Source organism: Agrococcus sp. GW821-FHT14H11 (assembly GCF_058803545.1).
On sequence record NZ_JBXAPA010000001.1, the window covers coordinates 151,252 to 178,003 of the forward strand.

General features: G+C 73.3%; 25 protein-coding genes. 7 read left to right on the top strand and 18 right to left on the bottom strand.

Annotated features, from left to right (window positions below; genetic code table 11):
* Positions 1-15 precede the first annotated feature (15 nt).
* Genes AC1RNL_RS00760 through AC1RNL_RS00775 form a run of 4 tightly spaced genes read right to left on the bottom strand, consistent with a single transcriptional unit; the run spans position 16 to position 4,528 of the window.
* Positions 16-564, bottom strand: a complete 549-nt coding sequence (locus AC1RNL_RS00760; protein WP_128190191.1) for a P-loop NTPase family protein — start codon at positions 562-564, stop codon at positions 16-18.
* 25 nt (positions 565-589) lie between these two features.
* Positions 590-2,323: a bifunctional phosphoribosylaminoimidazolecarboxamide formyltransferase/IMP cyclohydrolase gene (gene purH, locus AC1RNL_RS00765; RefSeq protein WP_492934167.1), complete on the bottom strand. Its 1,734-nt coding sequence runs from the start codon at positions 2,321-2,323 to the stop codon at positions 590-592.
* On the bottom strand, positions 2,320-2,958 hold the full coding sequence (purN, locus tag AC1RNL_RS00770) for a phosphoribosylglycinamide formyltransferase (RefSeq protein ID WP_246990390.1): 639 nt from the start codon (positions 2,956-2,958) through the stop codon (positions 2,320-2,322). Before purN ends, purH begins: the two co-directional genes overlap by 4 nt.
* Before the next feature lie 10 nt (positions 2,959-2,968).
* Positions 2,969-4,528, bottom strand: coding sequence for a cell division protein PerM (locus tag AC1RNL_RS00775; protein ID WP_492934168.1), 1,560 nt, complete (start codon positions 4,526-4,528; stop codon positions 2,969-2,971).
* Between the two features lie 152 nt (positions 4,529-4,680).
* Here AC1RNL_RS00775 and AC1RNL_RS00780 point away from each other — a divergent pair, with 152 nt between their 5' ends.
* The gene (locus AC1RNL_RS00780) at positions 4,681-6,897 is read left to right on the top strand and encodes an NADP-dependent isocitrate dehydrogenase (protein WP_128190195.1); all 2,217 of its coding nucleotides are present in this window, start codon (positions 4,681-4,683) and stop codon (positions 6,895-6,897) included.
* A 135-nt stretch (positions 6,898-7,032) separates the two neighbouring features.
* On the opposite strand, the gene AC1RNL_RS00785 is transcribed toward AC1RNL_RS00780, so the two are convergent.
* The 4 genes from AC1RNL_RS00785 to sucC all read right to left on the bottom strand — a co-directional run bounded on the left by AC1RNL_RS00785 (position 7,033) and on the right by sucC (position 10,283).
* Positions 7,033-7,845: an MBL fold metallo-hydrolase gene (locus AC1RNL_RS00785; protein ID WP_128190758.1), complete on the bottom strand. Its 813-nt coding sequence runs from the start codon at positions 7,843-7,845 to the stop codon at positions 7,033-7,035.
* Between the two features lie 55 nt (positions 7,846-7,900).
* Positions 7,901-8,098 carry a hypothetical protein gene (locus AC1RNL_RS00790; protein WP_128190757.1) on the bottom strand — a complete coding sequence of 66 codons (198 nt, stop codon included), beginning with the start codon at positions 8,096-8,098 and terminating at the stop codon, positions 7,901-7,903.
* A 107-nt stretch (positions 8,099-8,205) separates the two neighbouring features.
* A complete protein-coding gene (gene sucD, locus AC1RNL_RS00795; protein WP_246990386.1) occupies positions 8,206-9,105 on the bottom strand; it encodes a succinate--CoA ligase subunit alpha in 900 nt (299 codons plus the stop codon).
* 11 nt (positions 9,106-9,116) lie between these two features.
* On the bottom strand, positions 9,117-10,283 hold the full coding sequence (gene sucC / locus AC1RNL_RS00800; protein WP_246990385.1) for an ADP-forming succinate--CoA ligase subunit beta: 1,167 nt from the start codon (positions 10,281-10,283) through the stop codon (positions 9,117-9,119).
* Positions 10,284-10,467: 184 nt separating this feature from the next.
* Between sucC and AC1RNL_RS00805 the strand changes: the two genes are divergently transcribed.
* Complete coding sequence (locus AC1RNL_RS00805; protein ID WP_310122013.1) at positions 10,468-11,190, top strand: VIT1/CCC1 transporter family protein; 723 nt, start codon at positions 10,468-10,470, stop codon at positions 11,188-11,190.
* Positions 11,191-11,209: 19 nt separating this feature from the next.
* On the opposite strand, the gene AC1RNL_RS00810 is transcribed toward AC1RNL_RS00805, so the two are convergent.
* Complete coding sequence (locus tag AC1RNL_RS00810) at positions 11,210-11,887, bottom strand: response regulator (RefSeq protein WP_492934169.1); 678 nt, start codon at positions 11,885-11,887, stop codon at positions 11,210-11,212.
* Positions 11,884-13,479, bottom strand: a complete 1,596-nt coding sequence (locus tag AC1RNL_RS00815) for an ATP-binding protein (RefSeq protein ID WP_128190434.1) — start codon at positions 13,477-13,479, stop codon at positions 11,884-11,886. The genes AC1RNL_RS00810 and AC1RNL_RS00815 overlap by 4 nt, the downstream gene beginning before the upstream one ends.
* Before the next feature lie 162 nt (positions 13,480-13,641).
* Between AC1RNL_RS00815 and AC1RNL_RS00820 the strand changes: the two genes are divergently transcribed.
* The 3 genes from AC1RNL_RS00820 to AC1RNL_RS00830 are packed head-to-tail and all read left to right on the top strand — an operon-like array spanning position 13,642 to position 16,912.
* Positions 13,642-14,685: a Bug family tripartite tricarboxylate transporter substrate binding protein gene (locus AC1RNL_RS00820; RefSeq protein ID WP_146355596.1), complete on the top strand. Its 1,044-nt coding sequence runs from the start codon at positions 13,642-13,644 to the stop codon at positions 14,683-14,685.
* Positions 14,682-15,224: a tripartite tricarboxylate transporter TctB family protein gene (locus AC1RNL_RS00825; protein WP_492934170.1), complete on the top strand. Its 543-nt coding sequence runs from the start codon at positions 14,682-14,684 to the stop codon at positions 15,222-15,224. The genes AC1RNL_RS00820 and AC1RNL_RS00825 overlap by 4 nt, the downstream gene beginning before the upstream one ends.
* The gene (locus AC1RNL_RS00830; RefSeq protein ID WP_146355600.1) at positions 15,224-16,912 is read left to right on the top strand and encodes a tripartite tricarboxylate transporter permease; all 1,689 of its coding nucleotides are present in this window, start codon (positions 15,224-15,226) and stop codon (positions 16,910-16,912) included. The genes AC1RNL_RS00825 and AC1RNL_RS00830 overlap by 1 nt, the downstream gene beginning before the upstream one ends.
* 27 nt (positions 16,913-16,939) lie before the next feature.
* Here AC1RNL_RS00830 and AC1RNL_RS00835 read toward each other — a convergent pair whose 3' ends face one another.
* Together AC1RNL_RS00835 and AC1RNL_RS00840 are read right to left on the bottom strand one after the other, a co-directional pair.
* Positions 16,940-17,944 carry a cation diffusion facilitator family transporter gene (locus AC1RNL_RS00835; RefSeq protein ID WP_492934171.1) on the bottom strand — a complete coding sequence of 335 codons (1,005 nt, stop codon included), beginning with the start codon at positions 17,942-17,944 and terminating at the stop codon, positions 16,940-16,942.
* Positions 17,941-18,420 carry a transporter substrate-binding domain-containing protein gene (locus AC1RNL_RS00840; protein WP_240671413.1) on the bottom strand — a complete coding sequence of 160 codons (480 nt, stop codon included), beginning with the start codon at positions 18,418-18,420 and terminating at the stop codon, positions 17,941-17,943. The genes AC1RNL_RS00835 and AC1RNL_RS00840 overlap by 4 nt, the downstream gene beginning before the upstream one ends.
* Positions 18,421-18,483: 63 nt before the next feature.
* Between AC1RNL_RS00840 and AC1RNL_RS00845 the strand changes: the two genes are divergently transcribed.
* Positions 18,484-18,660: a hypothetical protein gene (locus tag AC1RNL_RS00845; protein ID WP_164877197.1), complete on the top strand. Its 177-nt coding sequence runs from the start codon at positions 18,484-18,486 to the stop codon at positions 18,658-18,660.
* A 94-nt stretch (positions 18,661-18,754) separates the two neighbouring features.
* Here AC1RNL_RS00845 and AC1RNL_RS00850 read toward each other — a convergent pair whose 3' ends face one another.
* Together AC1RNL_RS00850 and AC1RNL_RS00855 are read right to left on the bottom strand one after the other, a co-directional pair.
* Positions 18,755-21,127, bottom strand: a complete 2,373-nt coding sequence (locus AC1RNL_RS00850; protein WP_146355606.1) for an ATP-dependent helicase — start codon at positions 21,125-21,127, stop codon at positions 18,755-18,757.
* Between the two features lie 65 nt (positions 21,128-21,192).
* Positions 21,193-22,167: a glycerophosphodiester phosphodiesterase family protein gene (locus AC1RNL_RS00855; protein WP_492934172.1), complete on the bottom strand. Its 975-nt coding sequence runs from the start codon at positions 22,165-22,167 to the stop codon at positions 21,193-21,195.
* A gap of 168 nt (positions 22,168-22,335) precedes the next feature.
* Here AC1RNL_RS00855 and AC1RNL_RS00860 point away from each other — a divergent pair, with 168 nt between their 5' ends.
* Complete coding sequence (locus AC1RNL_RS00860) at positions 22,336-23,301, top strand: Bax inhibitor-1/YccA family protein (RefSeq protein ID WP_192575845.1); 966 nt, start codon at positions 22,336-22,338, stop codon at positions 23,299-23,301.
* 145 nt (positions 23,302-23,446) lie between these two features.
* On the opposite strand, the gene AC1RNL_RS00865 is transcribed toward AC1RNL_RS00860, so the two are convergent.
* The 4 genes from AC1RNL_RS00865 to AC1RNL_RS00880 all read right to left on the bottom strand — a co-directional run bounded on the left by AC1RNL_RS00865 (position 23,447) and on the right by AC1RNL_RS00880 (position 26,736).
* Positions 23,447-23,845 (bottom strand): VOC family protein, encoded by a 399-nt coding sequence (locus tag AC1RNL_RS00865; RefSeq protein ID WP_492934173.1) that lies wholly within the window; start codon positions 23,843-23,845, stop codon positions 23,447-23,449.
* Positions 23,846-23,943: 98 nt separating this feature from the next.
* Entirely contained in the window at positions 23,944-24,933 is a 990-nt protein-coding gene (locus tag AC1RNL_RS00870; protein ID WP_492934174.1) for a bile acid:sodium symporter family protein, read from the bottom strand.
* A gap of 73 nt (positions 24,934-25,006) precedes the next feature.
* Positions 25,007-25,447, bottom strand: a complete 441-nt coding sequence (gene sufU / locus AC1RNL_RS00875) for a Fe-S cluster assembly sulfur transfer protein SufU (protein ID WP_492934175.1) — start codon at positions 25,445-25,447, stop codon at positions 25,007-25,009.
* Positions 25,444-26,736: an aminotransferase class V-fold PLP-dependent enzyme gene (locus tag AC1RNL_RS00880; RefSeq protein WP_492934176.1), complete on the bottom strand. Its 1,293-nt coding sequence runs from the start codon at positions 26,734-26,736 to the stop codon at positions 25,444-25,446. The genes sufU and AC1RNL_RS00880 overlap by 4 nt, the downstream gene beginning before the upstream one ends.
* Positions 26,737-26,752: the final 16 nt, after the last annotated feature.

Here is a 26,752-nt window from a genome sequence, read left to right on the forward strand (position 1 = left end):
GTCGGCGAAGCCGGCTCAGCCGAGTTGCGCGAGCAGCGCGTCGGCCTCCGCGGGCCGGCGCAGCAGCAGCACCGGCGGCGCCGACGCATCCGCGTGCCATCGGCGCATCCGCTCGCGCTTCGAGCGCCACGAGCGGAAGTGCCACACGATGATCGAGTCGCGCGCGAGGGCGAGGCGCAGGGTCTCGACGTTGCCGTTGCAGACGAGCTCGCCCGTGCGGATGCGGCGGGCCGTGCGGCGGATGAGCCGCGCCAGCGAGACGTGCCGGGGGTAGTCGAGCGCGACGATCGCGTCGACGCGCTCGAGCGCGACCGCGTTGTGCGGGCCGTAGACGGAGTCGAAGACGTACGCCTCGCGCTCGAGCAGCGGCAGCACGCGCCGGTCGCGCTCCTCCTGCGACGGCTCCCGCCAGCCCGGATCCCAGCACAGGTCGTCGACGAGCGTGACGGGGAGCCCGAGCCGCTCGCCGAGCCGCGTCGCCATGGTCGACTTGCCCGACCCGGTCGCGCCGAAGCACAGCAGGCGACGCGCCCGCCGCACGTCGTCGATGGTCCCGGCGCTCACCCGGAGACCCTACACAGCCGCCCGGTCAATGCGCGAAGTGGCGCTCCCCCGTGAAGTACATCGTGATGCCGGCGGCGTTCGCGGCCGCGATGACCTCCTCGTCGCGCACCGACCCGCCCGGCTGCACGACCGCGGTCACGCCGGCGTCGAGCAGGATCTGCAGGCCGTCGGCGAACGGGAAGAAGGCGTCCGACGCGGCGACCGAGCCCGCGGCCCGCTCCCCCGCGCGCGTCACCGCGAGGCGGCACGAGTCGACCCGGTTGACCTGGCCCATGCCGACGCCGACGGAGGCGCCGCCCGAGGCGAGCAGGATCGCGTTCGACTTCACCGACCGCACCGCCCGCCACGCGAACTCCAGGTCGGTGAGCACCGCATCCGGCACGTGCGGTCCCGAGACGCGCCGCCACGTGTGCGACGAGAAGCCCTCGAAGGTGTCGGGCTGCTGCACGAGCACGCCGCCCGAGACCTGCCGCAGCTCGGAGCCCTCGCGCGCGTAGCCCTCGGGCAGGCGCAGCAGGCGGATGTTCTTCTTCTGCGTCAGCAGCTCGAGCGCCTCGGGCTCGAAGTCGGGCGCGACGACGACCTCGGTGAAGATGTCCTTGACCGTCTCGGCCATCGCGCGCGTGACCGGCCGGTTCGCGGCGATCACGCCACCGAACGCCGAGACCGGGTCGCACGCATGGGCGCGCTCGTGCGCCGAGGCGATCGGGTCGTCGGCGCGCGGCGCGGCGATGGCGATGCCGCAGGGGTTCGCGTGCTTGATGATCGCGACCGCCGGCTCGGTGAAGTCGAAGGCGGCGCGCAGCGCGGCGTCGGCGTCGACGTAGTTGTTGAACGACATCGGCTTGCCGTGCAGCAGCTCGGCCTGCGTGATGCCGCGGCCGCCCGGCAGCGCGAAGATGCCCGCCTGCTGGTGGCTGTTCTCGCCGTAGCGCAGGCCGGCGACGAGCGTCGCCCGGCCGACGGCCTGCAGCAGTCCCGTCGCGCTCGAGGTGTCGGGGGCGGATGCCTCGGCCGGCTCCGGCGCGCGGGTCGCCGCGGGCGAGGCGGCAGCCGGCGCCGCCTCCTCCACCGGCGCCGCGGCCGCATCGCCCGCCGCGGCAGCGGCCGGCTGCGCGGCGGCCGCCTCGTCGACCGGCTCGCCGGCGAACCAGCGCGCGACGGCGCGGTCGTAGGCGGCGGTGTGGGCGAAGGCGTCGCGGGCGAGCGCGCGGCGCTGCATGAGCGACAGCCCGGTGGCGGCGGCCTTCGCGATGAGCGGGTAGATGCGCGGGTCGGTGACGATCGCGACGTTGGCGTGGTTCTTGGCCGAGGCGCGCACCATCGCCGGTCCGCCGATGTCGATCTGCTCGACGACGTCGGCGTCGGCGGCGCCCGAGCGCACGGTCTCGACGAACGGGTAGAGGTTCACGACGACGAGCTCGAACGGCGCGATGCCGAGCTCGGCCAGCTGCGCCTCGTGGTGCTCGAGCCGCAGGTCGGCGAGCAGGCCAGCGTGGATCGCCGGGTGCAGCGTCTTCACGCGCCCGTCGAGCGCCTCCTGGAACCCGGTGACCTCGGCCACCTCGGTGACCGCGAGGCCCGCGTCCGCGAGCATGCGCGCGGTCGAGCCGGTCGAGACGAGCTCGACGCCCGCGTCGGCCAGGGCGCGGCCGAGCTCGACGATGCCGGTCTTGTCGCTCACCGACAGCAGCGCCCGGCGGAAGGGCACCGCGTCGCGCTCGCGGTAGAGGCTCGGGTCGTGCTGGGGTCCGCTCACTGTGCTTCCTCTGGTCTCGGGTCGGGGTGCGTCGGTCGCTTGCGGCCGCGCTCGCTGCCGTGCTCGGCGAGGTCGCACGTGCCGTCGGCGATGTCGCCGATCACCTGTGCGAGCAGGTCGCGCTCGACGAGCTTGATGCGGTCGTGCAGCGAGTCCTGCGTGTCGCCCTGCAGCACGGGCACGCGCTGCTGGGCCAGGATCGGACCGGTGTCGACGCCGCTGTCGACGATGATGACGGATGCGCCGGTCTCGGTCGCGCCGGCCGCGAGCGCGTCGCGCACGCCGTGGGCGCCCGGGAACTCGGGCAGGAACGCGGGGTGCGTGTTGAGGATCGCCGGCTCGAAGCGGGCGACCGCGGCGGCCGACAGCAGCCGCATGAAGCCAGAGAGCACGATCACGTCGGGCTCGAACGCCGCCATCCGGTCGGCGATCCGCATCGACCACGCCTCGCGCGGCGGCTGGAACGGCTCGACGAAGGTGGGGATCCCTGCGGCGCGGGCGATCTCGAGGCCGCCGCACTCGCGGTCGGCGCCGACGGCGATGATCTCGGCGGGCACCCGCCCCGCGCGCGTGCGCTCGAGCAGATCCGCGAAGTTGGTGCCGCTGCCGGAGACGAGGACGACGAGGCGCAGCACGCGCTCCATCCTACGTCGCAGGACGATCCTGCTCGGGCGCGGGCTCCGGATGGGTGGGCTCGGTGTCGGCCGCGCGCTCGGCCCGGGAGTCGGCGAGCGGCGCGATCGCCGCCGTCTCCTGCGCATCCGCGAGCGGCGCGATCGCCGCGGTCTCCTGCTCGTCGGCGCTCGGCGCGACGACCGGCGCGTCGTCCGCCGACGCATCCGCCGCCTCGCCCTCGCCACCGTCGGCCGGATCCGCCGCCTCGTCGCGGGCGTCGGGCGCATCCGCCGCGCCGAAGCCGAGGAGGTCGCGCACCCGCGAGCCCTCGCGCTCGCCGGCGAGCGGCAGCGCGACGCCTGCGAGCGCCCCGGCGCCGCGGCCGCCCGCGGCCATGCCGACCAGCAGCCCGGCGCCCACCTCGAGCGCGCCCCACGCCGCGACGAGCACCGCGTCGGGCCCCGTCTCGGCGAGGCGGCCGGGACCCGCCGAGCCCGTGGCGAGCATGGCGGCGACGCCGAGCAGCGCCCCCGCGAGCACGCCGCCGCCCACGCCGGCGATCGCGAGCTCCCACCAGTGCACCGGGCGCTCGGCCGTGCCGGCGAGCATCGTCTGGCGCGCGAGCACCCCGACGAGCACGCCCGCGAGCACGGGCAGGGCGACCACCGCGAGCATCCAGGGCGCCGCCTCGGGGTCGATCGCGGCGAGGAGCGGGAGCGACGGCACCGGCCCCAGGTCGGTGCCGAGCGGCGAGATGCTCGAGCCGGTGCCGATCATGAAGCCCGGCCCGATCGCCCATGACGCGGCCCACACGACCGCGACGGGCAGGAGCGCCAGCTGCACGAGGAACAGCACGACGACCCCCACGTGCGAGACCTGCAGCGCCTCCATCAGCAGGATGCCGTCGGTGAAGCGCAGCACGAGGCCCGCGCCGAGCACGAGCGCGCCGGCGCCGAGCACCCCGGCCGCGCCGCCCAGGCCCGACCGGATGGCGGTGCGGATGGCGCGCATCCACCCCTCCTCGATCGTGAGCCCGCGCGCGGCGGCGGCGAGCCAGTCGTGGCCGTGCACCGCGAGGACCGCGGCGAGCATGCCCGCGAGCGCGACGAGCGCCGGGTGGGCGAACGCCTGCCCGAGGTTGGGCGCGGCGATGCCGTGCGTCGCCGTCGCGGCGGCGCCGAGGCCCACGAGACCGGTGGCGAGGGCGCCCGCCGCCACGGCGATGCCGGTCTCGATCAGCGGCAGCTCGGCGAGCCGGCGGCCGCTGCGCCAGTGCAGCCAGAAGGTGATGAGCCCGATCCCCCACGCGCCGAGGCTGAGCACGAAGGGCCTCCCGGCCTCCTCGATGCCCACCGCGACGATCGCGTCGGTGCCGAGCGTCACGCCGATCGCGACGCCGTGGCCGAGCAGCCACGCGTCCACCGCGACGCGCCACTGCGCGGACGGGTCGCCGGCGAAGCCCTGGTCGATGCCCCAGACGGCGAGCAGCACGAGCGCGCACAGCACGATGCCGACCGCCACGATGGCGGCCGACTCCACCGCCTGGCCGATCCCGGCCCACAGGCGGCGCACTGCGGGCCCTGTTCTCACGGCTGGCAACTGTATCGACGCATCCGCCCTCGTCGGGGCTGCCCCGCCGCGCGCCGCCCGAGCGAGGTCGCGGTAGGTTGGAGCCGCACGGCGCGGCCCGCGCACGCACTCGCGGCCGCCGCCATTCCGAGACCGCAAGGGGTTCGAGCCGCATGGCCAAGATCATCTACACGTACACCGACGAGGCGCCGATGCTCGCGACGCACTCGTTCCTCCCGATCGTCGAGGCATTCGCTGCCGCGGCCGACGTCGAGGTCGAGCGCCGCGACATCTCGCTCGCCGGGCGCATCGTCGCGTCGTTCGCCGACCGCCTGCCGGCCGACCAGCAGGAGGCGGATGCGCTGGCAGAGCTCGGCGAGCTCGCCAAGACGCCCGAGGCCAACATCATCAAGCTGCCCAACATCTCGGCATCGGTGCCGCAGCTGAAGGCCGCGATCGCCGAGCTGCAGTCGCAGGGCATCGCCCTCCCCGACTACCCGGACGAGGTCACGACCGACGACGAGCGCGACATCCGCGCCCGCTACGACTCCGTCAAGGGCTCCGCCGTCAACCCCGTGCTGCGCGAGGGCAACTCCGACCGCCGCGCGCCCCGCTCGGTGAAGGAGTACGCCCGCAAGCACCCCCACTCGATGGGCGCGTGGGCCGACGACTCGAAGACCGCCGTCGCCACGATGGGCGCCGACGACTTCCGCGCCAACGAGCAGTCGGTCACGATGCCGGCCGCCGACACCCTCCAGATCCGCCTCGTCGCCGACGGCGAGACGACGGTGCTGAAGGACGGCCTCGCGGTGCTCGAGGGCGAGATCGTCGACGCGACGTTCATGAGCGCGAAGGCGCTCGACGCGTTCCTCGCCGAGCAGGTGCAGCGCGCCCGCGACGAGCACGTGCTGTTCTCGGCGCACCTGAAGGCGACCATGATGAAGGTCTCCGACCCGATCATCTTCGGCCACGTCGTGCGCGCGTTCCTGCCCGCCGTCTTCGAGCGCTACGGCGCCCAGCTCGAGGCCGCGGGCCTCTCGGCCGAGAACGGCCTCGCCTCGATCCTCTCCGGCCTGTCGGAGCTCGACGAGTCGACCGCCGCGGGCGTCCGCCAGGCGATCGAGCAGGGCCTCGCCGACGGCCCGCGCCTCGCGATGGTGAACTCCGACCGCGGCATCACGAACCTGCACGTGCCCTCCGACGTGATCGTGGATGCGTCGATGCCGGCGATGATCCGCCAGTCCGGCCACATGTGGGGCCCGGACGGCGAGGAGGCCGACACGCTCGCCGTGATCCCCGACTCCTCCTACGCGGGCATCTACCAGGTCGTCATCGAGGACTGCCAGGCCAACGGCGCCTTCGACCCCACCACCATGGGCTCGGTGCCGAACGTGGGCCTCATGGCGCAGAAGGCCGAGGAGTACGGCTCGCACGACAAGACGTTCCGCATCGAACGGGCAGGCCGGGTCGAGGTCGTGAGCTCGTCCGGCGAGGTGCTCATGGCGCACGACGTCGAGGCCGGCGACATCTGGCGCGCCTGCCAGACGAAGGATGTGCCGGTGCGCGACTGGGTGAAGCTCGCGGTGACGCGCGCCCGCGCCTCGTCGACGCCCGCGGTCTTCTGGCTCGACAAGGCGCGCGCGCACGACGCGGAGCTGATCAAGAAGGTCGAGGAGGAGCTCGCGAAGCACGACACCGACGGGCTCCAGATCACGATCCTCAGCCCGGTCGAGGCGACGAAGCTCTCGATCGAGCGCATCCGGCGCGGCGAGGACACCATCTCGGTCACGGGCAACGTGCTGCGCGACTACAACACCGACCTGTTCCCCATCCTCGAGCTCGGCACGAGCGCGAAGATGCTGTCGGTCGTGCCGCTGCTCAACGGCGGCGGCCTGTTCGAGACCGGCGCCGGCGGCTCGGCGCCGAAGCACGTGCAGCAGCTCGTCGAGGAGAACCACCTGCGCTGGGACTCGCTCGGCGAGTTCATGGCGCTCGCGGAGTCGTTCCGCCACCTGTCCGAGACGACCGGCAACGCCCGCGCGGGCGTGCTCGCCGAGACCCTCGACGCGGCGACGGGCACCTTCCTGAACGAGAACAGGTCGCCGTCGCGGAAGGTCGGCGAGATCGACAACCGCGGCAGCCACTTCTGGCTCGCGCGCTACTGGGCCGAGGAGCTCGCGGCGCAGACCGACGACGCCGACCTCGCGGCCACGTTCGGGCCGGTCGCCGAGCAGCTCGTCGCGCAGACGGCGACGATCGAGCAGGAGCTGCTCGACGTGCAGGGCAGCCCGGTCGAGCTGGGCGGCTACTACCGCGTCGACGCCGAGCTCGCCGACGCGGCGATGCGCCCGAGCGCGTCGCTGAACGCGATCCTCGCGCCGCTGCGCTGACGCAGCGCTCGAAGGGCCCGGCTCCGGCCGGGCCCTTCGTCGTCGAGCGGGGCGGATGCGCCCGAGCGTGGTGGGCGCGCCGGCCCCAGACGGGCGCATCCGCCCCACTCGACGCGGCGGGTGCAGCGCGGCGCCCTACGTGAGGTCGTCGTGCTCGCCCGTCACCCAGGCGATGTGCCGCTCGGCGCTGCGGGCGATCGCGGCGGGGCCGTCGTCGATCACCTGCCCGCCGATGTTGCCGTAGATGCGCCGGAAGCGCAGCGTCGCCGCCTGGTCGGCCAGCCGCCGCACGACGCCCGCCGACAGCGGGATGTTGTTCGGGTACGACCGCATGAAGCCGACGCTCGCGCGGTCGGGCTTCGGCTGCATCGTGTCGCCCGCCAGCAGCGAGCCGTGCCCGTCGCTGCCCTGCTCCCACAGCACGACCGCCGCGCCGGGGAAGTGCCCGCCCATGCGGATGAGCCGCACGCCGGGGAGCACCTCGAGCTCGTCGTCCCACTGCTCGACGCGCGGATGCTCGCGCTGCACCCAGGACGCGTCGCGCGCGTTCACGAGCACGCGCGCGTCGAGCGCGTCGGCCCACGCGCACTGCACGCCGAACATGTGCGGGTGCGAGGCCGCGACGACCGCGAGGCCGCCGAGCTCCTGCACCTGCTCGACCGCCGCATCCGTGATCGTGCCGAGCGGATCCCACAGCAGGTTGCCCTCGGGCGTCTGCACGAGCAGCGACCGCTGCCCGATGCCGACAGCCGGGTCGGAGGTGAGCGCCCACAGGCCCGGCTCGTCCTCGACGAGGTCGATGCGCATCCCGCGCTCGGCGTGCTCGCCGGTGCTCGTCCAGATCTGCCCGTGCAGCGGCACCCACTGCCGCTCGTCGGCGCAGATGGCGCAGGTCTCGGGGAGCGGCTCGCCGGTCTCGACGCCGCACGTCGCGCAGAGGATGGTCATGCGCCCACTCTGCACCCGCACCGGGCGCTCGCGCGAGCGTCCGATGCCGCCGGCGCTAGCGCGAGGGCAGGTCGGGGCCCGCCTGCTCGTCCTCCTCGGGCTCGAACGTCGACTCCTCGTCGGTCGTCGTCGCGCCGAGGCCGTCCGGGTCGTTCGGGATGGTGCCCTCGTCGCCGAGGCCGCCGGGCTTCCTCGTGCCGTCGTCGCCCGCGTCGTGCTGGTGGTCGTGCTGGTGGTCGTCGTGATGGCTCATGTCGTCCTCCGTGCTCGCGTCAGGTGCGCCCACCCTAGCCCCCGCATCCGCACGCCGGCATGACGGAGGGCCCCGGCCGCAGCCGGGGCCCTCCGCGAGCGCTCACGTCAGAGCGACTCGATGACCTCGCGCATGAGGCGGGCGGTCTCGGACGGCGTCTTGCCGACCTTCACGCCGGCGGCCTCGAGGGCCACCTTCTTCGCCTCGGCGGTGCCCGACGAGCCCGAGACGATCGCACCTGCGTGGCCCATCGTCTTGCCCTCGGGCGCGGTGAAGCCGGCGACGTAGCCGACGACCGGCTTCGTCACGTGCGCCTTGATGTAGTCGGCCGCGCGCTCCTCGGCGTCGCCGCCGATCTCGCCGATCATCACGATCGCCTTCGTCTCGGGGTCGGCCTCGAAGGCCTCGAGCGCGTCGATGTGCGTCGTGCCGATGACCGGGTCGCCGCCGATGCCGATGGCGGTCGAGAAGCCGAGGTCGCGCAGCTCGAACATCATCTGGTACGTCAGCGTGCCCGACTTCGACACCAGGCCGATCGGGCCCTTGCCGGTGATGTTCGCCGGCGTGATGCCGACGAGCGACTCCTCCGGCGTGATGATGCCGGGGCAGTTCGGGCCGATGATGCGGGTCGTGCCCTTCGCCTTCGCGTGCGCCCAGAACTCGGCGGAGTCCTGCACGGGGATGCCCTCGGTGATGACCACGAGCAGGCCGATGCCCGCGTCGATGGCCTCGAGACATGCGTCCTTGGCGAAGGCCGGCGGCACGAAGACGATCGAGACGTCGGCGCCGGTCTCGGCCATCGCCTCCGCGACCGAGCCGAAGACCGGCAGCGAGACCTCGGAGCCGTCCTTCGCGGTGTGCGTGACGGTCGTGCCGGCCTTGCGCGCGTTGACGCCGCCGACGACCTGGGTGCCGGCCGCGAGCATGCGGGCGGTGTGCTTGGAGCCCTCGCCGCCGGTGATGCCCTGGACGATGACCTTGCTGTCCTTGTTGAGGTAGATCGACATCTTCTGCTCTCCTATGCCGCAGCCAGCTCGGCGGCCTTGGCCGCTGCCTCGTCCATGGTGCCGACGACGGTCACCAGCGGGTGGTTCGCCTCGGCGAGGATGCGTCGGCCCTCCTCGACGTTGTTGCCGTCCAGTCGGACGACGAGCGGCTTCGAGGCCTCGTCGCCGAGGATCTCGAGCGCCTTCACGATGCCGTTGGCGACCTCGTCGCACGCCGTGATGCCCCCGAAGACGTTGACGAAGACGCTCTTGACGTCCGCGTCTCCCAGGATCACGTCGAGGCCCGCCGCCATGACCTGGGCGGATGCGCCGCCGCCGATGTCGAGGAAGTTCGCGGGCTTCACGCCGCCGAACTGCTCGCCGGCGTACGCGACGACGTCGAGCGTCGACATGACGAGGCCCGCGCCGTTGCCGATGATGCCGACCTGGCCGTCGAGCTTGACGTAGTTGAGGTCGGCGGCCTTGGCCTTCGCCTCGAGCGGGTTGGCCTCGGCCTTGTCCTCGAGGTCGGCGTGCGCAGGGTGGCGGAACGCGGCGTTCTCGTCGAGCGTGACCTTGCCGTCGAGCGCGATGACGTCGCCGCCCGCGGTGAGCACGAGCGGGTTGACCTCGACGAGCGTGGCGTCCTCGGCGGCGAAGACGCCGTAGAGCTGCACGAGCACGGGGGCGACCTTGGCGACGAGCTCCTCGGGGAAGCTCGCGGCGCGCACGATCTCCTCGGCCTTGGCGGCGTCGATGCCGACGGCGGGGTCGACCTCGACCTTCGCGAGCGCCTCGGGGCGCTCCTCGGCGAGCTGCTCGATCTCCATGCCGCCCTCGTACGAGCACATGGCGAGGTACGAGCGGTTGGCGCGGTCGAGCAGCACGGAGAAGTAGTACTCCTCCTCGATCGATGCACCCTCGGCGACCATCACGCGGTGCACCGTGTGCCCCTTGATGTCGAGGCCGAGGATGGCCTCCGCCGCGGCCTTCGCCTCGGCGGGGCTCTTCGCGAGCTTCACGCCGCCGGCCTTGCCGCGGCCGCCGGTCTTGACCTGCGCCTTCACCACGACGACACCGCCGCCGAGCTCCGTGGCTGCTGCCTCGGCCTGCTCGGGGGTGTCGGCGGTGATGCCTCGCAGCACGGGCACGCCGTGCTGCTCGAACAGGTCCCTTGCCTGGTACTCGTAGAGATCCACGCGTCATCCAATCCGTGTGTGGGTGGGGGATTCGCCTGGGCAAGCCTAGCCCTCCGGCGGAGGCCGCCCCCGCCGCTTTCGGCCCGCCGAAGCCCGAAGATTCGGGTTTCTTGCCGGAATCGCACGAGCCTCGCCTTGCTTGCGGGGGTCCCGGCGACCGCCGACGATGGACCCAGGAGGAACCATGGATCCCGCGATGCAGCGCCGTCCCGACCTGCCCCCGCCGGTCGAGTCGATGGCGTCGAAGCTCAACTGGCTGCGCGCCGGCGTGCTGGGCGCGAACGACGGCATCGTGTCGACGTCGGCGCTCATGGTCGGCGTCGCCGGCGCCGGCACGGGCATCGGCGGCATCCTCACGGCGGGCGTCGCCGCGCTCGTCGCGGGCGCCTTCTCGATGGCGGTCGGCGAGTACGTCTCGGTCTCGTCGCAGCGCGACAGCGAGCGCGCGGCGATCCGCCGCGAGCTCGCCGAGCTCGAGAGCAACCCCGAGGGGCAGATCGACCAGCTCGCCCACATGTACGAGGCGCGCGGCCTCGCCCCGGCGACCGCGCACCAGGTGGCGGTCGAGCTCACCGAGGCCGATCCGCTGCGCGCGCACCTCGACGTCGAGTACAAGCTCGACCCCGACGACCTCAACAACCCCTGGTCTGCAGCGGCGTCCTCGGCGGTCGCGTTCACGCTCGGCTCGCTCGTGCCGCTCGTCGCGGCGCTCGTCGCGCCCGCGGCGTGGATGCCCTGGCCGATCGTCGTCGCGACGGTGCTGGCGCTGCTCGTCACGGGCGTCGTCTCGGCACGGATCGGCGGCTCCGGCAAGCGCATCGGCATGCTGCGGGTGCTGCTCGGCGGCATCCTCGCGCTCGCCGCGACCTGGCTGATCGGCACGCTCGTCGGCACGCCCGTGCACTAGCGCGGCGGGCCGCCGCCGCTCAGCGGCGCGCGGTGTACCGCAGCTCGGGGCGCCCGGTGCCGCCGTAGCGGGGCGCGACCTCGGCCGCGCCGTCGACGACGAGCCGCTCGAGGTAGCGGCGGGCGCTCACCCGCGACATCCCGAGCCGCTCCCCCACCTCCGCCGCGCTCACGTCGGCGCCGATCGAGTCGAGCAGCGCCGCGACGCGGTCGAGGGTGAGCTGCGACCCCGCCGGCGCCGGCTTCGCCGAGCGCTCGGACGGCTGCAGCATCGCGTCGACCGCGCGCTGGTCGAGCGCGCGCGGCCCGTGCGCCTCCGCCCGCTCGATCTCGGCGCGGATCGCCTCGAGCCGCTCCCGCATCGCCTCGAGCCCGAACGGCTTCACGAGGTAGTGGCGCACGCCGAACGCGCGCGCCGCGCGCACGGTCTCGAGGTCGCGCGCAGCGGTGACCGCGACCACCTCGCCCGCGAAGCCGCGCGCGCGGGCGACGCGCAGCACCTCGATGCCGGATGCGTCGGGCAGGTGCACGTCGAGCAGCACGAGGTCGGGGCGCACGGCCTCGATCGCCTCGAGCGCGTCGCGCCCGGTGGCGGCCTCCCCCGCGACGACGAACCCGCCGTGGCGCTCGACGAAGCCGCGGGTGACGATCGCGACCGCCTTGTCGTCCTCGACGATCAGCGCGCGCAGCGGCCTCACGCGGGCACCTCGCTGCGGTCGACCGGCAGCGTCGCGACGAAGCGCGCGCCGCCGAGCGGCGACGTCTCGACCCGCACGTCGCCGCCGAGCCGCTCGGCGACGCGGCGCACGAGCGTCAGCCCGTAGCCGCGGGTGAGGCCGGCGGCGTGCGTCTTCGTCGAGACGGCGAGGTCGAAGATGCGCTGCCGCCGCTCCTCGGGCACGCCGGGACCGTCGTCGTCGACCGCCATCGTGACGACCCGGCCGGCATCGGTGTCGTCGTCGGCGATCGCGACCTGCACGCGCCCGCCGCCCGACGCATCCACCGCGTTGTCGATGAGGTTGCCGAGCACCGTCACCCAGTCGCTCGAGCCCGCCGTCGACGCGGCGGGGCGCAGCGTCGACCCGGGCGCGACCGCCAGCTCGACGCCGTGCTCGCGCGCCTGCGCCCGCTTGGCGAGCAGCAGCGCCGCGACCTCGAGGTCGAGCACGCCCTCGGCGGGCGCGAGCGACGACAGCGCCCCGCCGGCGCCCGCGCGAGCGATGACCTGCATCGCCGCGTCGGCCTCGCCGAGCTCGAGCAGGCCGCCGAGCGTGTGCAGCGTGTTGGCGAACTCGTGCTGCTGCGCCCGCAGCGTCTCGGTCATGCCCTGCGCGCCCGCGAGGTCGCGCAGCGCCGCGTCGAGCTCGGTGCGGTCGCGCAGGATGAGCACGGTGCCGACCGTGCGGCCGTCGACGACCACGGGGTCGGCGCGCGCGACGAGCACGCGCTCGCCGGCGAGCACGAGCTGCTGCTCGCCCGCGTCGGCCAGCAGCGGCTCGAGCCGCGCGTCGAGCACCTCGGCGACCGGCACGCCCGCGAGCTCGTCGCCCTCGCGCCCCAGCAGCCGCAGCGCCGCGTCGTTGCAGAGCGCGATCGTCGCCCGCTCGTCGAGCACCACGAGGCCCTCGCCGATGCCGTGCAGGGTCGCGTTGCGGGTCTCGAGCATCGACTTGATCTCGTCGGGCTCGACGCCGTGGATGCGCCGGCGCACGAGCGACGCGGCCCAGCTCGCGAGCAGCACGCCGACGACGGCGGCCGCGGCGAGGCACAGCGCGAGCACCCAGATGCTGCCGAGCCAGTCGGCGTGCAGCTCGGCCTCGAGGATGCCCACCGAGACCTGGCCGATCACCTGACCGTCGGCGTCGTGCACGGGCACCTTCACGCGCCACGAGGTGCCGAGCGTGCCGGTCTGCGTGCCGACGAACCGCTCGCCCGACTGCGCGGCGGTCGGGTCGGTCGAGACGACCTCGCCGATGCGGTCGGGGTTCGGGTGCGAGTAGCGCACGCCCGCGACGTCGGTGACGACGACGTACGTGACGGCGGATGCGACGCGCACCGTCTCGGCGATCGGCTGGATGACCTCGGCGGGGTCGGGATCGTCGAACGCGTCGACCACCGACGGCAGCTGCGCCACCGACGAGGCGACGCCCACCATGCGGTCGAGGTAGGCGTCGCGGATCGCGCGCTCCTGCACCCAGGCGGCGGCGACGCCGGAGCCGACGATGACGACGAGCATGATGGCGCTCTGCAGCAGCACCAGCTGCGTCCGCAGCGTCATCGCCCGCCCCATGCCCTCAGGATAGGCGCGCGCTGGCTCCCGCGGCGGGCGACCGAAACGACCGAAACGTGCACATCGACCACAACCGCGCACCGGGCATCCGTCGCCGCTAGCGTCGCCCCCAGATCGCGACCCGGCACGGCGCCGGGCGCTCAAGGAGGAGACGTGCGATCCATGCACCCACGCACCGCGCCCAGCACGCGCACCAGCACCATCGTCCGCATCGGCCTCGCGGGGGCTGCAGCGCTCGCGCTCGCCGCCTGCTCGTCCGGCGGCGCCCCCGCCTCGACCGGCGGCGCCGAGGGCGAGGCGCCGGCCGCCGTCACCGAGGTCAGCGTCATCGCCCCCGCCGACCCGGGCGGCGGCTGGGACCAGACCGCCCGCGCCATCGGCCAGGTGCTGACCGACACCGACCTCGTCAGCTCGGCGCCGGTCGAGAACATCGGCGGCGCTGGCGGCACCGTCGGCCTCGCGAGCCTCGCGACCGAGACCGACCCGAACACGCTCATGATCACCGGCTCCGTCATGGTCGGCGCCGTGGAGACGAACGCCTCCGAGGTGCGCATCGAGGACATGACGCCGATCGCGAAGCTCACCGAGGAGCCGCTCGTCATCGTCGTGCCGGCCGACTCTCCCTACGAGAGCCTGCAGGACCTGGTCGACGCGATCGTCGCCGAGGGCCAGGGCCTCGCGGTCACCGGCGGCTCCGCCGGCGGCATCGACCACATCCTCGCGGGACTGCTCCTCACCGAGGCCGGCGTCGACGCGGCAGAGGTCCCGACCACGCTCAACTACGTCGCCAACTCCGGCGGTGGCGAGGCGCTCACGATGCTGCTCGGCGGCACCGTGCAGGCCGGCATCTCGGGCGTCGGCGAGTTCTCGGAGTCGGTGCTCTCGGGCGACCTGCGCGCCCTGGCCGTCTCGAGCGAGGAGCCCGCGCAGGCGCTGCCCGACGTGCCGACGATCCAGGACGAGGGCATCGACGTGACGCTCACGAACTGGCGCGGCGTGATCGCCCCGGGCGGCATCACCGACGAGGAGCGCACGGCGCTCGTCGACCTCGTCACGCAGCTGCACGAGCAGGACGCGTGGACCGAGACGCTCGAGACCAACGGCTGGACGGATGCGTTCATGCCGGGCGACGAGTTCGACGCGTTCCTCGCCGACGACATCACGCTCACCCAGGAGACGCTGCGCACGATCGGCCTGATCGAATGAGCACCGCCCCGGCCGGCGCACCCACGGGTGCGTCGGCCGCGGCGCGCTCGGCCCGCATCGAGGCGATGGTCTTCGTCGGGCTGCTCGTGGTGCTGGCGATCGCCGTGCTCATCTCGACCACCACCATCCGCGAGCCCCCGGGATCGACCAACACGCTCGGCGCGCGCGTCGTGCCGTACGCCGTCGGCGGCCTGCTGCTGCTCTCGTCGCTCGTGGTGCTCGTCGGCCAGCTCCGCGGCCGCTTCGGGCACGCCGAGGAGGGCGAGGACATCGACCTGAAGCACGGCACCTCGTGGGGCTCGACCGGCATCGTCGTGCTGAGCTTCCTGTCGCTCATGCTCACCATCCCCCACCTCGGCTGGCCCCTCGGCGTCGCCATCCTCTTCACCGGCGCCTCGCTCGCCCTCGGCGCGAAGCGCTGGTGGCTCGCCGCCGCGATCGGTCTCGCCCTCGGCGTCGTCACGCAGCTCGTGTTCGGCACGCTGCTCGGCCTCTCGCTGCCCGCCACCGGCACCCTGACCTCCTGGATCGGCCTCTGATGGACACCTGGACCCTGCTGCTCGAGGGCTTCGCGACCGCGCTCCAGCCCGTCTACCTGCTGTACGCGCTGCTCGGCGTGCTGCTCGGCACCGCCGTGGGCGTGCTGCCCGGCATCGGGCCGGCGATGACGGTCGCGCTCCTGCTGCCCATCACGTACGCGCTCGAGCCGACCGCGGCGTTCATCGTCTTCGCCGGCATCTACTACGGCGGCATGTACGGCGGCTCGACCACGTCGATCCTGCTCAACACCCCCGGCGAGTCCGCGTCGATCGTCACCGCCCTCGAGGGCAACAAGATGGCGCGCGCCGGCCGCGGCGCGGCGGCGCTCGCCACCGCCGCGATCGGCTCGTTCGTCGCGGGCACGATCGCCACGGTGCTGCTGACGCTCCTCGCACCCACCGTCGCCCGCCTCGCGGTCAGCCTCGGCCCATCCGACTACTTCGCGCTCATGGTGATCGCGTTCCTCACGGTCGGCGCGCTGCTCGGCGACAGCGCCTGGCGCGGCATGGTGTCGCTGTCGATCGGCCTCTTCATCGGCCTCATCGGCGTCGACTCGCTCACCGGGCAGGCGCGCTTCACGCTCGGCATCCCGCAGCTCGGCGACGGCATCGACGTCGTGCTCGTCGCGGTCGGCCTCTTCGCGCTCGGCGAGGCCCTGTACGTGGGCTCCCGCCTGCGCAACGGCGAGATCCCGATCATCCCCATCACGCGCGGATGGCGCACGTGGATGCGCCGCTCCGACTGGGCGAGGTCGTGGAAGCCGTGGCTGCGGGGCGCCGGCATCGGCTTCCCGATCGGCTCGATCCCCGCCGGCGGCGCCGACGTCGCGACCTTCCTCTCCTACGCGACCGAGCGGAGCCTCGCGAAGGGCGAGTACCGGAAGCAGTTCGGCAAGGGCGCGATCGAGGGCGTCGCGGGTCCGGAGTCGGCCAACAACGCGGCGGCCGCGGGCGTGCTCGTGCCGCTGCTGACGCTCGGCATCCCGACGACGGCGACCGCGGCGATCATCCTGAGCGCCTTCCAGACGTACGGGATCCAGCCGGGCCCGCGCCTGTTCGACACGCAGCCGGCGCTCGTGTGGGCGCTCATCGCGAGCCTCTTCATCGGCAACGCGATGCTGCTCGTGCTCAACCTGCCGCTCGTGGGCATGTGGGTGAAGCTCCTGCAGATCCCCCGCCCCTACCTCTACGCGGGCATCCTCGTCTTCGCCGGGCTCGGCGCCTACGCGGCGAACTTCACCGTCTTCGACATCGCGGTGCTGCTCGTGCTCGGCGTGCTCGGCTTCTTCATGCGGCGGCTCGGCTTCCCGATCGCGCCGCTCGTGGTGGGCGCGATCCTGGGCCCGATGGCCGAGGAGCAGCTGCGCAAGGCCATGCAGATCGGCCAGGGCGACCCCGCCTACCTCGTGCACAGCCCGTTCTCGATCGTCGCCTACGCGCTGCTCGCGCTCATCATCGCGCTCGCGCTGTGGCTCAAGCGCCGCCGCGCGCGCTTCGAGGCCGCGCTGCCCTCGATCGACACGACCACGATCGCCGCGGTCGACGAGGAGATCGAGTCGCACGAGCCGCACCCCGAGCTCGACCGCGGCCGGCTGTCGACCCGCGCGGTGCCGCTGCAGCGCGGCGGCGCCGACCCGGACGCGGAGCCCGGCCCGGGTCGCGACCCGGATCGCGACCGCGACGCGTAGCGAGCCGCCTCGGAGCCGCCGCCCGGATCACTCCGGCGCGGCGGCTCCGTCGTCGGGGCGGTCGTCGTCGCGCCGCTCGGCCTCCGGCGACGGCAGCCGGCCCATGACCGCGATCGTGACGTCCTGCACGCGCCAGTCGAGCGCGGTGACCTGCGCGACCGCGCGGTCGACGTCCTCCACCTTGACCTTGCGCCGCAGCGGCACGACGTACGCCTCCACGTGGAACACGTGCCCCTCGTCGCGCACGCGACTGGCCGCATCCCGCACCCACGGCAGCCGCCGCAGCGTGTCCTCGATGCGGACGATGAGCGGGTCGGGCTCCGACTGGTCGACGGTCGTCGCGCGCATGTCCATGAGGTCGAGCACCGAGGCGCGGGTGTTCTTCACGCCGTCCCAGATGATGCCGGCCGAGATGAACAGGGCGGCTGCGCCGTCGAGCCACCAGATGCCGAGGCCGACGCCCAGCACGCCCACGATCGAGCCGGCGTGCGTCGTCCAGTCGGCGCGCATCATGTCGGCGTCGGCGTGCAGCAGCTTGCTGTGCAGCTGCTTCGCGAGCCGCATCTTGACGATGCCGAGGATCACGGGCGGCGCCGAGATGAGCAGCATCGTGCCGACCATGAGCCAGCCGAGCCAGATCGTGGTGCCGAAGAGCCGCACCGTGCCGATCGACGGGTGCTCGAGCGAGGCGAGCCCGCTGATCGCGTCGAACGCGAGGGTCGCCCCGACGGCGAAGAGCGCGACGCCGGCGACGAGGTGGCCGATGCCCATCGCCCGGTGGTACCCGTACGGATGCTTCTGGCTCGGCGGGCGGCGGATGACCGCGAGGGCGATGAGGAACGCGAGCTGCGGGACGGTCGAGAGCATGTCCTCGATCCACGCCGTGCGCATCGCCTGCGAGCCGCCCATCACGAGGCCGACGAGCGTGATCGCGATCGCGGCGTAGCCGAGGCTCAGCCACTCGACGAGGCGCGCCTTGCGGAGCGCCTGCTCCTGGGCCGGGGGCAGCTCGGTGCGGCCGATGCGCTTCATGGCGCCGCCTCGTCGAGGTGCTGCTCGAGGGCGGCGAGGAAGGCGTTCTCGCCCATCGGCGTGAGCATGACGACGCCGGTGGTCGAGCCGTCGGGCTGCAGCGCCTGTGCGTAGGCGCGCGTCGGCGCGGCGTGCGCCGCCCAGGGCGTCTGCTCGGTGATGCCGCCGATGACGAGGTCGAGGTCGCCCTCCTCGAGCTGGCGCACGAGGTCCTCCTCGCTGCCGACCGTCCACGAGAGCTCGGCGTCGATCGACGCCGCGAACGACTCGACGAGCGTCACCTCGGTGCCCGACGGCTCCTCGTCGTCGGCGTCGTCGATCTCGGTGAACGGCGGGTTGGGCGTCACGCCCACCTCGAGCACGCCGCCCGAGACGGTCTCGAGGGTGCCGTCGGGGTCGGAGGGCACGGTGAGGCCGCAGCCCGCGAGGGCGAGCGCGAGCGCTGCGATGCCGCTCGCTCCGACCAGTCGACGCATGCTTCGCACCATAGTCCGGCGCTGCCTGTGCGTCGCTGATCGTCTCGTGGGAGGCTGGGGCGCATGCAGGAGCAGCGCCACGAGCACGACCGCGTCCCGCCCGAGCTCGACCCCTACTTCGAGCGCTTCGACGACGACCGGCCGCCGCGCACGATGGCGCGCCGGTTCCGCCCGCTCATCGTGGGCGCCGCGGCGCTCACCCTCGTGGCGATGGTGCTGCTGGTGACGCAGGCGCTGTAGCCGCCGCCCTCCCGCCGGTCGAGCCGGGCCGCCGCCCTCCCGCTGGTCGAGCCGGGCTGCCGCCGGAGGCGGCCGCCCGAGTCGAGACCATGGTTCAGAGCAGCTCGATCGGCGCGATCTTGATCAGCAGCCGCTTGCGCCCCACCTGGTCGAACTGCACCTCGGCGATGCGCTTCGCGCCCGCGCCCGAGACCGCCTGCACGCGCCCCTCGCCGAAGTCCTTGTGGCGGATGCGGTCCCCGGGCGAGAGCTCGAGGGCCGAGTTGTCGCGCACCTCGGTGATGGTGTTGGCGAAGGTGCCCTTGCCCTTCGGGAGCGGCTTCGGGTCGCGGAAGCCCGTCACGAACGACTCGCGCGGCCCGTCGCTCCAGCGCCCCACGGCGCGCTGCGCGGGCGCCGGCCGCATCGTCGTCGGCAGCGTGCGCCAGTCGACCAGCTCGGCCGGGATCTCCTCGAGGAACCGGCTCGGCACCGCGGGGTTGACCTCGCCGAACTGCGCGCGCGTCATCGCGAGCGACAGGTGCAGCCGCTGCCGCGCGCGCGTGATGCCCACGTAGAACAGCCGCCGCTCCTCGGCGGGCCCGCCGGGCTCGTTCGCCGAGATGCGGTGCGGCAGCAGATCCTCCTCGACGCCGGTGATGAACACCGCGTCGAACTCGAGCCCCTTCGCCGTGTGCAGCGTCATGAGCGAGACCTGGCCGCCCGAGTCGTCGAGCTCGTCGGCGGCGGCGACGAGCGCCGTCTCGGTGAGGAAGTCGATGAGGTTGCCGCCCGGGTTCTGGCGGCGGTACTCGCGCGTCACCGCGACGAGCTCCTCGACGTTCTCGAGCCGCGCGGCGTCCTGCGGGTCGGGCGAGCGGCGCAGCTGGTCGGTGTAGCCGGAGCGGCTGAGCAGATCCCGCAGCACCTCTCCCGGGTCGGCCTCGGGCCGCTCGCTCCAGTGGTCGAGCAGCGCCGCCAGATCCTTGATGGCCGCGGCCACCTTCGGGCCGAGGGCGATCTCGTCGACGCGCCGCAGCGCATCCCGCAGCGTGATGCCGTGCTCGTCGGCGAACGCCTGCAGCGCCGCCTCGGTCGCGGGGCCGATGCCGCGCTTGGGCACGTTCATGATGCGCCGCAGGCTCAGCGGATCGGCGGGGTTCGCGACGGTGATCAGGTACGCCATCGCGTCCTTGATCTCGGCGCGCTCGTAGAACTTCGTGCCGCCGATCACCTTGTAGGGGATGGCGGTGCGGATGAGCACCTCCTCGAGCGCGCGCGTCTGGGCGTTGGTGCGGTAGAAGACGGCGATGTCGCTGTAGGCCATGCCGCCCGAGGTGAGCTCGACGATCTCGTCGGCGACGAACTGCGCCTCGTCGTGGCCCGAGTAGCCGGTGAAGCCGACGATCTTGGCCCCGTCGCCCGAATCGGTCCAGAGCCGCTTCTCGCGCCGGTCGAAGTTGTTGCCGATGACGGCGTTGGCGGCCGAGAGGATGTTCTGCGTCGAGCGGTAGTTCTGCTCGAGCAGGATCGCGCGGGCGCCGGCGAAGTCGCGCTCGAAGTCGGTGATGTTGCGGATGTCGGCGCCGCGGAAGGCGTAGATCGACTGGTCGGAGTCGCCCACGACCGTGAGCGAGGCGCCCGGCAGGTCGCTGCGCAGGTCGGGCAGGTCGGCGCGCGTGACGGGCTGCGTCAGCTCGCGGATGAGCGCGTACTGCGCCGCGTTGGTGTCCTGGTACTCGTCGACGAGGATGTGCCGGAAGCGCTTGCGGTACTGGGCGGCGACGTGCGGGAACGCGCGGAAGAGGAAGACCGTCTGCGAGATGAGGTCGTCGAAGTCGAAGGCGTTGGCCCGCCGCAGCTCGCGGTCGTAGTCGCGCCAGAGCTCGAGGAACGCCTGGTCGAGCGGGTTCTCGAGGTTGGCCGTGCGCGCCCACGAGTCGACGTCGTGCAGCTCGTTCTTGGCCTTCGAGATGCGCGCCGAGACGCCGCCGGGCGTGAGGCCCTGGATGTCGGCGCCGCGCTCCTTGATGAGCCGCTTGATCAGCGCCCGCACGTCGCCCGAGTCGTAGATCGTGAACGACTGCTTGAAGCCGAACTCCTCGGCCTCGCGGCGCAGGATGCGCACGCACGCGGAGTGGAACGTGCGGATCCACATGCCGCTCGCCTCCTCGCCGATGAGGCTGTGGACGCGCTCGCGCATCTCGGCGGCGGCCTTGTTCGTGAAGGTGATCGCGAGGATCTGGCTCGGCCACGCCTCGCGGGTCGCGAGCAGGCCGGCGATGCGGTGGGTGAGCACGCGCGTCTTGCCGGAGCCGGCGCCGGCGACGATGAGGAGGGCGGGCCCGCGGTGCAGCACGGCCTCGCGCTGCGGCGGGTTCAGCCCCTCGAGCAGGTGCTCGGGCACGGCGTCGCCGCGCGGCCCGATCGGCGAGGGTCGCTGGACCGAGTCGAAGCCTTCGTCGCCCAGTCCCCAGAGATCGCTCATCAGCAGACCAGTCTACGAGGGGCCGGTGACGCGCCGGGCCGGGCCGGCGTCGTCGGATGCGCCGGCTACGCCTCGAGGCGGCGCCAGAGGTCGGGGTGGTCGGCGAAGACCGCCTCGAGGCCGAGCGATGCGAGCATGCGCCACTCGGTCGTCCAGTCGCCCCACGCGGCCGGGTGCTCGCCGAGCCGGTGCTCGGCCTCGAGGAAGGCGTTCTCGGGCCGCAGCGTCCAGGCGATGGTGCCGAGGCCGACGGCGCGGGCGCGCTCGACGAGGTCGCTCGCGCGCAGCGCGCCGTCCGACCGGTCGAAGAGCACCGCCTTGTCGACGCTGATCGCGTCGACGCGCCGGGCGAGCTCGGCGAGCGACGCGTCGCCGCGCTGCTCGGCGTACGTGGGGGCGGATGCGCCGTCGCGGCCGACGAGGTCGGCGGCGGTGCCGCCCTCCCCCATCAGGTAGACGAGGCGCGCCTCGACGCCGCGGTCGCGCACCTCGTGGAGGACGCCCTCCTCGAACGACTCGACCGTCAGCCGCCCGTCGCCCGCCCAGTGGGTGCCGGCCACCGCATCCGCCAGCAGCGCGTCGAGCGGGAGCCCGAGCGCGGCGTGGTGGCTCGCGTGCTTGAGCTCGGCCACCACGTCGAGCCCCGTCTCGTCGGCGATCGCGAGCAGGTCGCTGAAGCGGAGCACGCCCTCGCGGCCCTCGCGCAGCGCGCCGAGCGGGCGCAGCCGCGGCAGGCGCTCCCGGGCGCGGAGCGTGGCGACCTCGGCCCAGGTGCAGTCCTCGACGAACCAGCCGGCGACCTCCTCGCCGTCGATCGTCTGCGTGCGGCGCCGGTCGGCGAGCTCCGGCCGGTCGGCGATGTCGGTGGTGGAGCCGAGCTCGCTGTCGTGCCGCACGACGAGCACGCCGTCGCGGGTGGCGACGAGGTCGGGCTCGACCGCGTCGGCGCCGAGCCGCGCGGCCAGCCGCACGGCCGTCTCGGTGTGCTCGGGCGCCCAGCCGGACGCGCCCCGGTGGGCGATGAGTCGAGTGGGCTGCACGGCGCCAGGCTAGGGCGCGCGGGTGAACGATCGGCGCGGTGCGGGTGAACGGCCTGCGCCTGGCGCGAACATGCCCGGATCCACAGGGAGATCTGGGCATCCGTCGCTACGCTGAACGTGTCCGCCCATGCGGCGGCAGCTCGACCTTCTCGAACAGGAGACCTTCCCTTGGCAGGCAACCCGGCGTTCCGCAACTCGCCCGCGTTCACCGAGAACACCCAGCGCGCCGCGCAGGCTGCTCCCGGTGGCCAGCAGGCGCCCTACGGCCAGCAGCAGTACGGCCAGCAGCCCTTCGGTCAGCAGCAGTACGGCCAGCAGCCCTACGGGCAGCCGATGCAGTACGGCCAGGCCCCTTACGGCCAGCCCTCGCCCGACCAGCTCGACCAGCAGTTCAACCGGCCGGCGGCGTCGCCGCTCGAGACCGAGCGGCTGACCTACGAGGGCGTCATCACGAAGACCGTGGTCACGCTCGGCGTCACCGCGCTCGGCTTCATCGTGACGCTCGGCATGCTGCTGATGACGGGCACCTCGCTGCCCTTCTACGTGCTCACCTACGGCGGCGCGCTCGTCGGCTTCGTGCTGGCGCTCGTCAACATCTTCAAGAAGGAGCCGAGCCCGGCGCTCGTGCTCGCCTACGCCGGCGCCCAGGGCCTCTTCCTCGGCGGCTTCTCGGGCCTGCTCGAGTTCGGCATGGGCCTCGACGGCATCATCTTCCAGGCGCTGCTCGCGACCGCCTGCGTGATCGCCGCGACGCTCGCGCTCTACGCGTTCCGCATCGTGCGCACGTCGCCGCGGATGAACAAGATCTTCTTCATCGTGCTGATCGGCTACGGCCTGTTCTCGCTGGTCAACTTCGGCATGATGCTCTTCGGCGCCACGGGCGACCTCGCCTTCGGCATGCGCTCGGCGCCGAGCCCGATCTTCGGCATCCCGTGGGGCGTGCTGCTCGGCGGCCTCGCGGTGCTGCTCGGCGCGTACTCGCTCGTCATGGACTTCGAGGGCATCGAGCTGGGCGTGAAGCGCGGCGTGCACAAGAAGTACGGCTGGTCGGCGGCGTTCGGCCTGACGATGACGATCATCTGGCTCTACGTCGAGATCCTGCGCATCATCGCGATCCTCCGCGGCAACAACTAGCGTCCGGAGCGCTCAACTTCGCGCAGCGAAGTTCAGCGCGGAGGACGCTAGATCGAGGAGCGCGCGACGAAGTCGCACGCGTATCGAGATCTCCCGCTCCGCAGGAAGGGCCCCCGGCACACCCCGGGGGCCCTTCCTCATGCCCTCACTGCTCCCGCGACGACAGCACGCAGAACTCGTTCCCATCGATGTCGGCGAGCACCGTCCACGACACGTCTGGCCCCTGGCCGACATCGATGCGACGTGCGCCGAGCCCCTCGAGCCGGGCGATCTCGGCGTCGCGGTCGTCGCTCGTGTGCGGCGCGAGATCCATGTGGATGCGGTTCTTCGTCGCCTTCTCGTGGTCGACGCGCACGAAGACGAGCCCGGGCGGGAACTGGTGGAACGTCAGCCGCTCGCCGAGCTCCTGCGCCCACTTCGGGATCACCACCGACTCGTCGTCGGTCTCGTAGATGACGTCCCAGTCGAGCGCGTCGGCCCACCAACGGGCCAGCCGCACGACATCGGTCGTCTCGATCACGTTCGAATACCAGCGCAGCGCCATCGCGGCCTCCTCGGAGTCGATGGGGCAACGCTACGCCCCGCCGCCCACAGCGGGGCGACGGGGCGGGGCGGGAGCGTGCGGGACGCGGAGCGGATGCCTCAGCTGGCGACCGGCTGGTCGTCGAGCGCGGGCGTCGTCGAGGCCGCGCCCTTCGGCGGGCGCCGCGACCAGTACGAGGCCAGCAGCGAGCCCGACACGTTGTGCCAGACGGAGAAGATGGCTGCCGGCAGCGCCGACTCGGGCGTGAAGTGGGTGCGGGCGAGTCCCGCGGCGAGGCCCGAGTTCTGCATGCCGACCTCGATCGCGACGGCGCGGCGGGCGCTCTCGTCGAGGCCCACGGCCTTCGCGGCGAGGAAGCCCAGGCCGTAGCCGATGCCGTTGTGGAGGATGACGACGAGCGCGACGAGCAGGCCGACCGAGAGGATCGTCGCGGCGGAGCCGGCGACGACCGCGAGCACGACGAGGGTGATGCCGATGACCGACACGAGCGGCAGCCACGGCAGGATGGCCCGCACGACCTTCGGCAGCAGCATCCGCAGCACGAGGCCGGCGATCACCGGCAGCAGCACGATCATGATGATCGACTGGAACAGGCCCCACGCGTCGACCGGCAGGTAGGAGCCGGCGAGCCACAGCACGAGCAGCGGCGTGAGCACCGGCGCGAGCAGCGTGGAGGCGGTCGTCATCGCCACCGAGAGCGCGGTGTCGCCCTTGGCGAGGTAGACCATCACGTTGGAGGCGGTGCCGCCGGGCGCCGAGCCGACGAGCACGACGCCGACGAGCAGCTCGGGCGGCAGCTGGAAGGCGAGCGCGAGCCCGATCGCGGCGAGCGGCATGACGACGTACTGCGCCACGACGCCGACGGCGAAGGCCTTGGGCTTCTTGGCGATGACGGCGAAGTCGACCGGCTGCAGCGTGAGGCCCATGCCGAGCATGATGATGCCGAGCAGCGTGTTGATCCACGGCCCGATCGGCAGGAAGACCTGCGGGACGAGGATCGCGATCGCGCCGGCGGCGAGGACGATGAGCGGGAACCAGGTGCCGGCGACGCGCCCCACGCGCTCGCCGATCGTCATGGTGCGGGACATGGCAGACCTCCTCTGGTGCTATCAGACAGCGAACCACAGCATGCATGCCGCTCGCGCGCAGGAGGCTTCGGCGTCAGCGCCCGAGCTCGGTGAGCGCCTCCTCGAGCGCGACCCACGCGAGCATCGCGCACTTCACCCGCATCGGGAACCTCGCGACCCCGGCGAACGCGACCGCGTCGCCGAGCACCGCCTCGTCGGGCTCGACCGCGCCGCGCGAGCGCAGCAGCTCGCGCAGCGCCTCGATGCGCGAGCGCACGTCGGCGATCGCGAGGCCGGGCGCGAGCTCGGCGAGCACCGACGCCGACGCCTGCGAGATCGAGCAGCCCTGACCCTCCCAGCCGAGCGCGCCGATCGCGTCGCCGTCGAGCCGCACGCGCAGCCGGATCTCGTCCCCGCACGTGGGGTTGCGCAGGAAGCGCTCGCCGTCGAACGGCTCGAGCGCACCCTCCCCCTCGCGCCGCTTCGCGTGCTCGAGGATGAGCTCCTGGTAGAGCCCCGCCAGCGGATCGCTCATGCTCGCCCCGCCCCGAAGTAGCCGCGCACGGTCGAGAGCACGTCGAGGAACCGGTCGACCTCGGCCTCGGTCGTGTGGAGGTAGGTGGATGCGCGGGTCGTCGCGGCGACGCCGAGGCGGCGGTGCAGGGGCTGGGCGCAGTGGTGGCCGACGCGCGCCGCGATGCCCGCGGCGTCGAGCACCTGGCCGACGTCGTGCGCGTGCACGCCGTCGACGACGACGCTCGCGAGCCCCGCGCGCTCGACGCCGGGCGGCGGCCCCACGAGCCGCACGCCCTCGATCGCGACGGCACCGGCCGCGAGCCGTTCGCCGAGCGCGACCTCGTGCGCCTCGATCGCCGCCATGCCGACGCCCTCGAGGTAGTCGACCGCGGCGGCGAGGCCCACGATCGCCGACACCGGCTGCGTGCCGGCCTCGAAGCGCTGCGGCGCGGGGAGGAACTCGCGCTCGGTCATCGTCACGGTCGTGATCATCGAGCCGCCCACGCGCGCAGGCGGCAGCGCGGCGCCGAGGCGCTCGGCGAGGTAGAGCACGCCGATGCCGCCGGGGCCGAGCATCTTGTGGCCGCTGAACGCGGCGGCGTCGACGCCGAGCGCGCCGAGGTCGACCCGGCGGTGCGGCACCGACTGGCACGCGTCGAGCACGACGAGCGCGCCGACCGCGTGCGCGGCGGCGACGATCGGCTCGACCGGCGCGATGAGGCCCGTGACGTTCGAGACGTGCGCGACCGCGACGACCCGCGTGCGCTCTGTGATGAGCGCGAGCGCCGCATCCGCCGTCCACACCCCGTCGTCGTCGACCTCCACCCAGCGCAGCCGCGCGCCGGTCTCGTCGGCGAGCCGCTGCCAGGGCAGCAGGTTGGCGTGGTGCTCGGCCTCGGTGACGAGGATCTCGTCGCCCTCGCGGATGCGCAGCGCCGGGTCGACGTCGCCGGCCCGGTTGGCCTCGGCGAGCGACAGCGCGACCGTGTTGAGCGCGTCGGTGGCGTTCATCGCCCAGGAGATCTCGGTCGGGCGGGCGCCGACGAAGCGCGCGACGCGGTCGCGGGCCGACTCGTAGTCGTCGGTCGCGAGCGACGCGAGGGTGTGCGCGCCGCGGTGCACGGCCGCGTTGTGCCGGGTGCGGAAGGCCCACTCGGCCTCGAGCACCTGCCGCGGCTGCTGGCTCGTCGCGCCGGAGTCGAGGTAGACGAGCGGCACTCCCGCGGGCTGCTCGGCGAGGATCGGGAAGTCGCCGCGGAGCTGCTGGATGCGCTCCTCGGTCAGGGCGGGCTGGGTTCCGATCGTCACGCTCCCAGGGTAGTCG

Coding starts and splice junctions, on each gene's coding strand:
- AC1RNL_RS00805 (WP_310122013.1), top strand. CDS start 10,468: ATGGATCCCGCGATGCAGCGCCGTCCCGACCTGCCCCCGCCGGTCGAG.
- AC1RNL_RS00840 (WP_240671413.1), bottom strand. CDS start 18,420: ATGCGTCGACTGGTCGGAGCGAGCGGCATCGCAGCGCTCGCGCTCGCC.
- AC1RNL_RS00820 (WP_146355596.1), top strand. CDS start 13,642: ATGCACCCACGCACCGCGCCCAGCACGCGCACCAGCACCATCGTCCGC.
- AC1RNL_RS00785 (WP_128190758.1), bottom strand. CDS start 7,845: ATGACCATCCTCTGCGCGACGTGCGGCGTCGAGACCGGCGAGCCGCTC.
- sucD (WP_246990386.1), bottom strand. CDS start 9,105: ATGTCGATCTACCTCAACAAGGACAGCAAGGTCATCGTCCAGGGCATC.
- AC1RNL_RS00845 (WP_164877197.1), top strand. CDS start 18,484: ATGCAGGAGCAGCGCCACGAGCACGACCGCGTCCCGCCCGAGCTCGAC.
- AC1RNL_RS00830 (WP_146355600.1), top strand. CDS start 15,224: ATGGACACCTGGACCCTGCTGCTCGAGGGCTTCGCGACCGCGCTCCAG.
- AC1RNL_RS00850 (WP_146355606.1), bottom strand. CDS start 21,127: ATGAGCGATCTCTGGGGACTGGGCGACGAAGGCTTCGACTCGGTCCAG.
- AC1RNL_RS00780 (WP_128190195.1), top strand. CDS start 4,681: ATGGCCAAGATCATCTACACGTACACCGACGAGGCGCCGATGCTCGCG.
- AC1RNL_RS00870 (WP_492934174.1), bottom strand. CDS start 24,933: ATGTCCCGCACCATGACGATCGGCGAGCGCGTGGGGCGCGTCGCCGGC.
- AC1RNL_RS00835 (WP_492934171.1), bottom strand. CDS start 17,944: ATGAAGCGCATCGGCCGCACCGAGCTGCCCCCGGCCCAGGAGCAGGCG.
- AC1RNL_RS00865 (WP_492934173.1), bottom strand. CDS start 23,845: ATGGCGCTGCGCTGGTATTCGAACGTGATCGAGACGACCGATGTCGTG.
- AC1RNL_RS00815 (WP_128190434.1), bottom strand. CDS start 13,479: ATGGGGCGGGCGATGACGCTGCGGACGCAGCTGGTGCTGCTGCAGAGC.
- AC1RNL_RS00825 (WP_492934170.1), top strand. CDS start 14,682: ATGAGCACCGCCCCGGCCGGCGCACCCACGGGTGCGTCGGCCGCGGCG.
- sufU (WP_492934175.1), bottom strand. CDS start 25,447: ATGAGCGATCCGCTGGCGGGGCTCTACCAGGAGCTCATCCTCGAGCAC.
- AC1RNL_RS00790 (WP_128190757.1), bottom strand. CDS start 8,098: ATGAGCCATCACGACGACCACCAGCACGACCACCAGCACGACGCGGGC.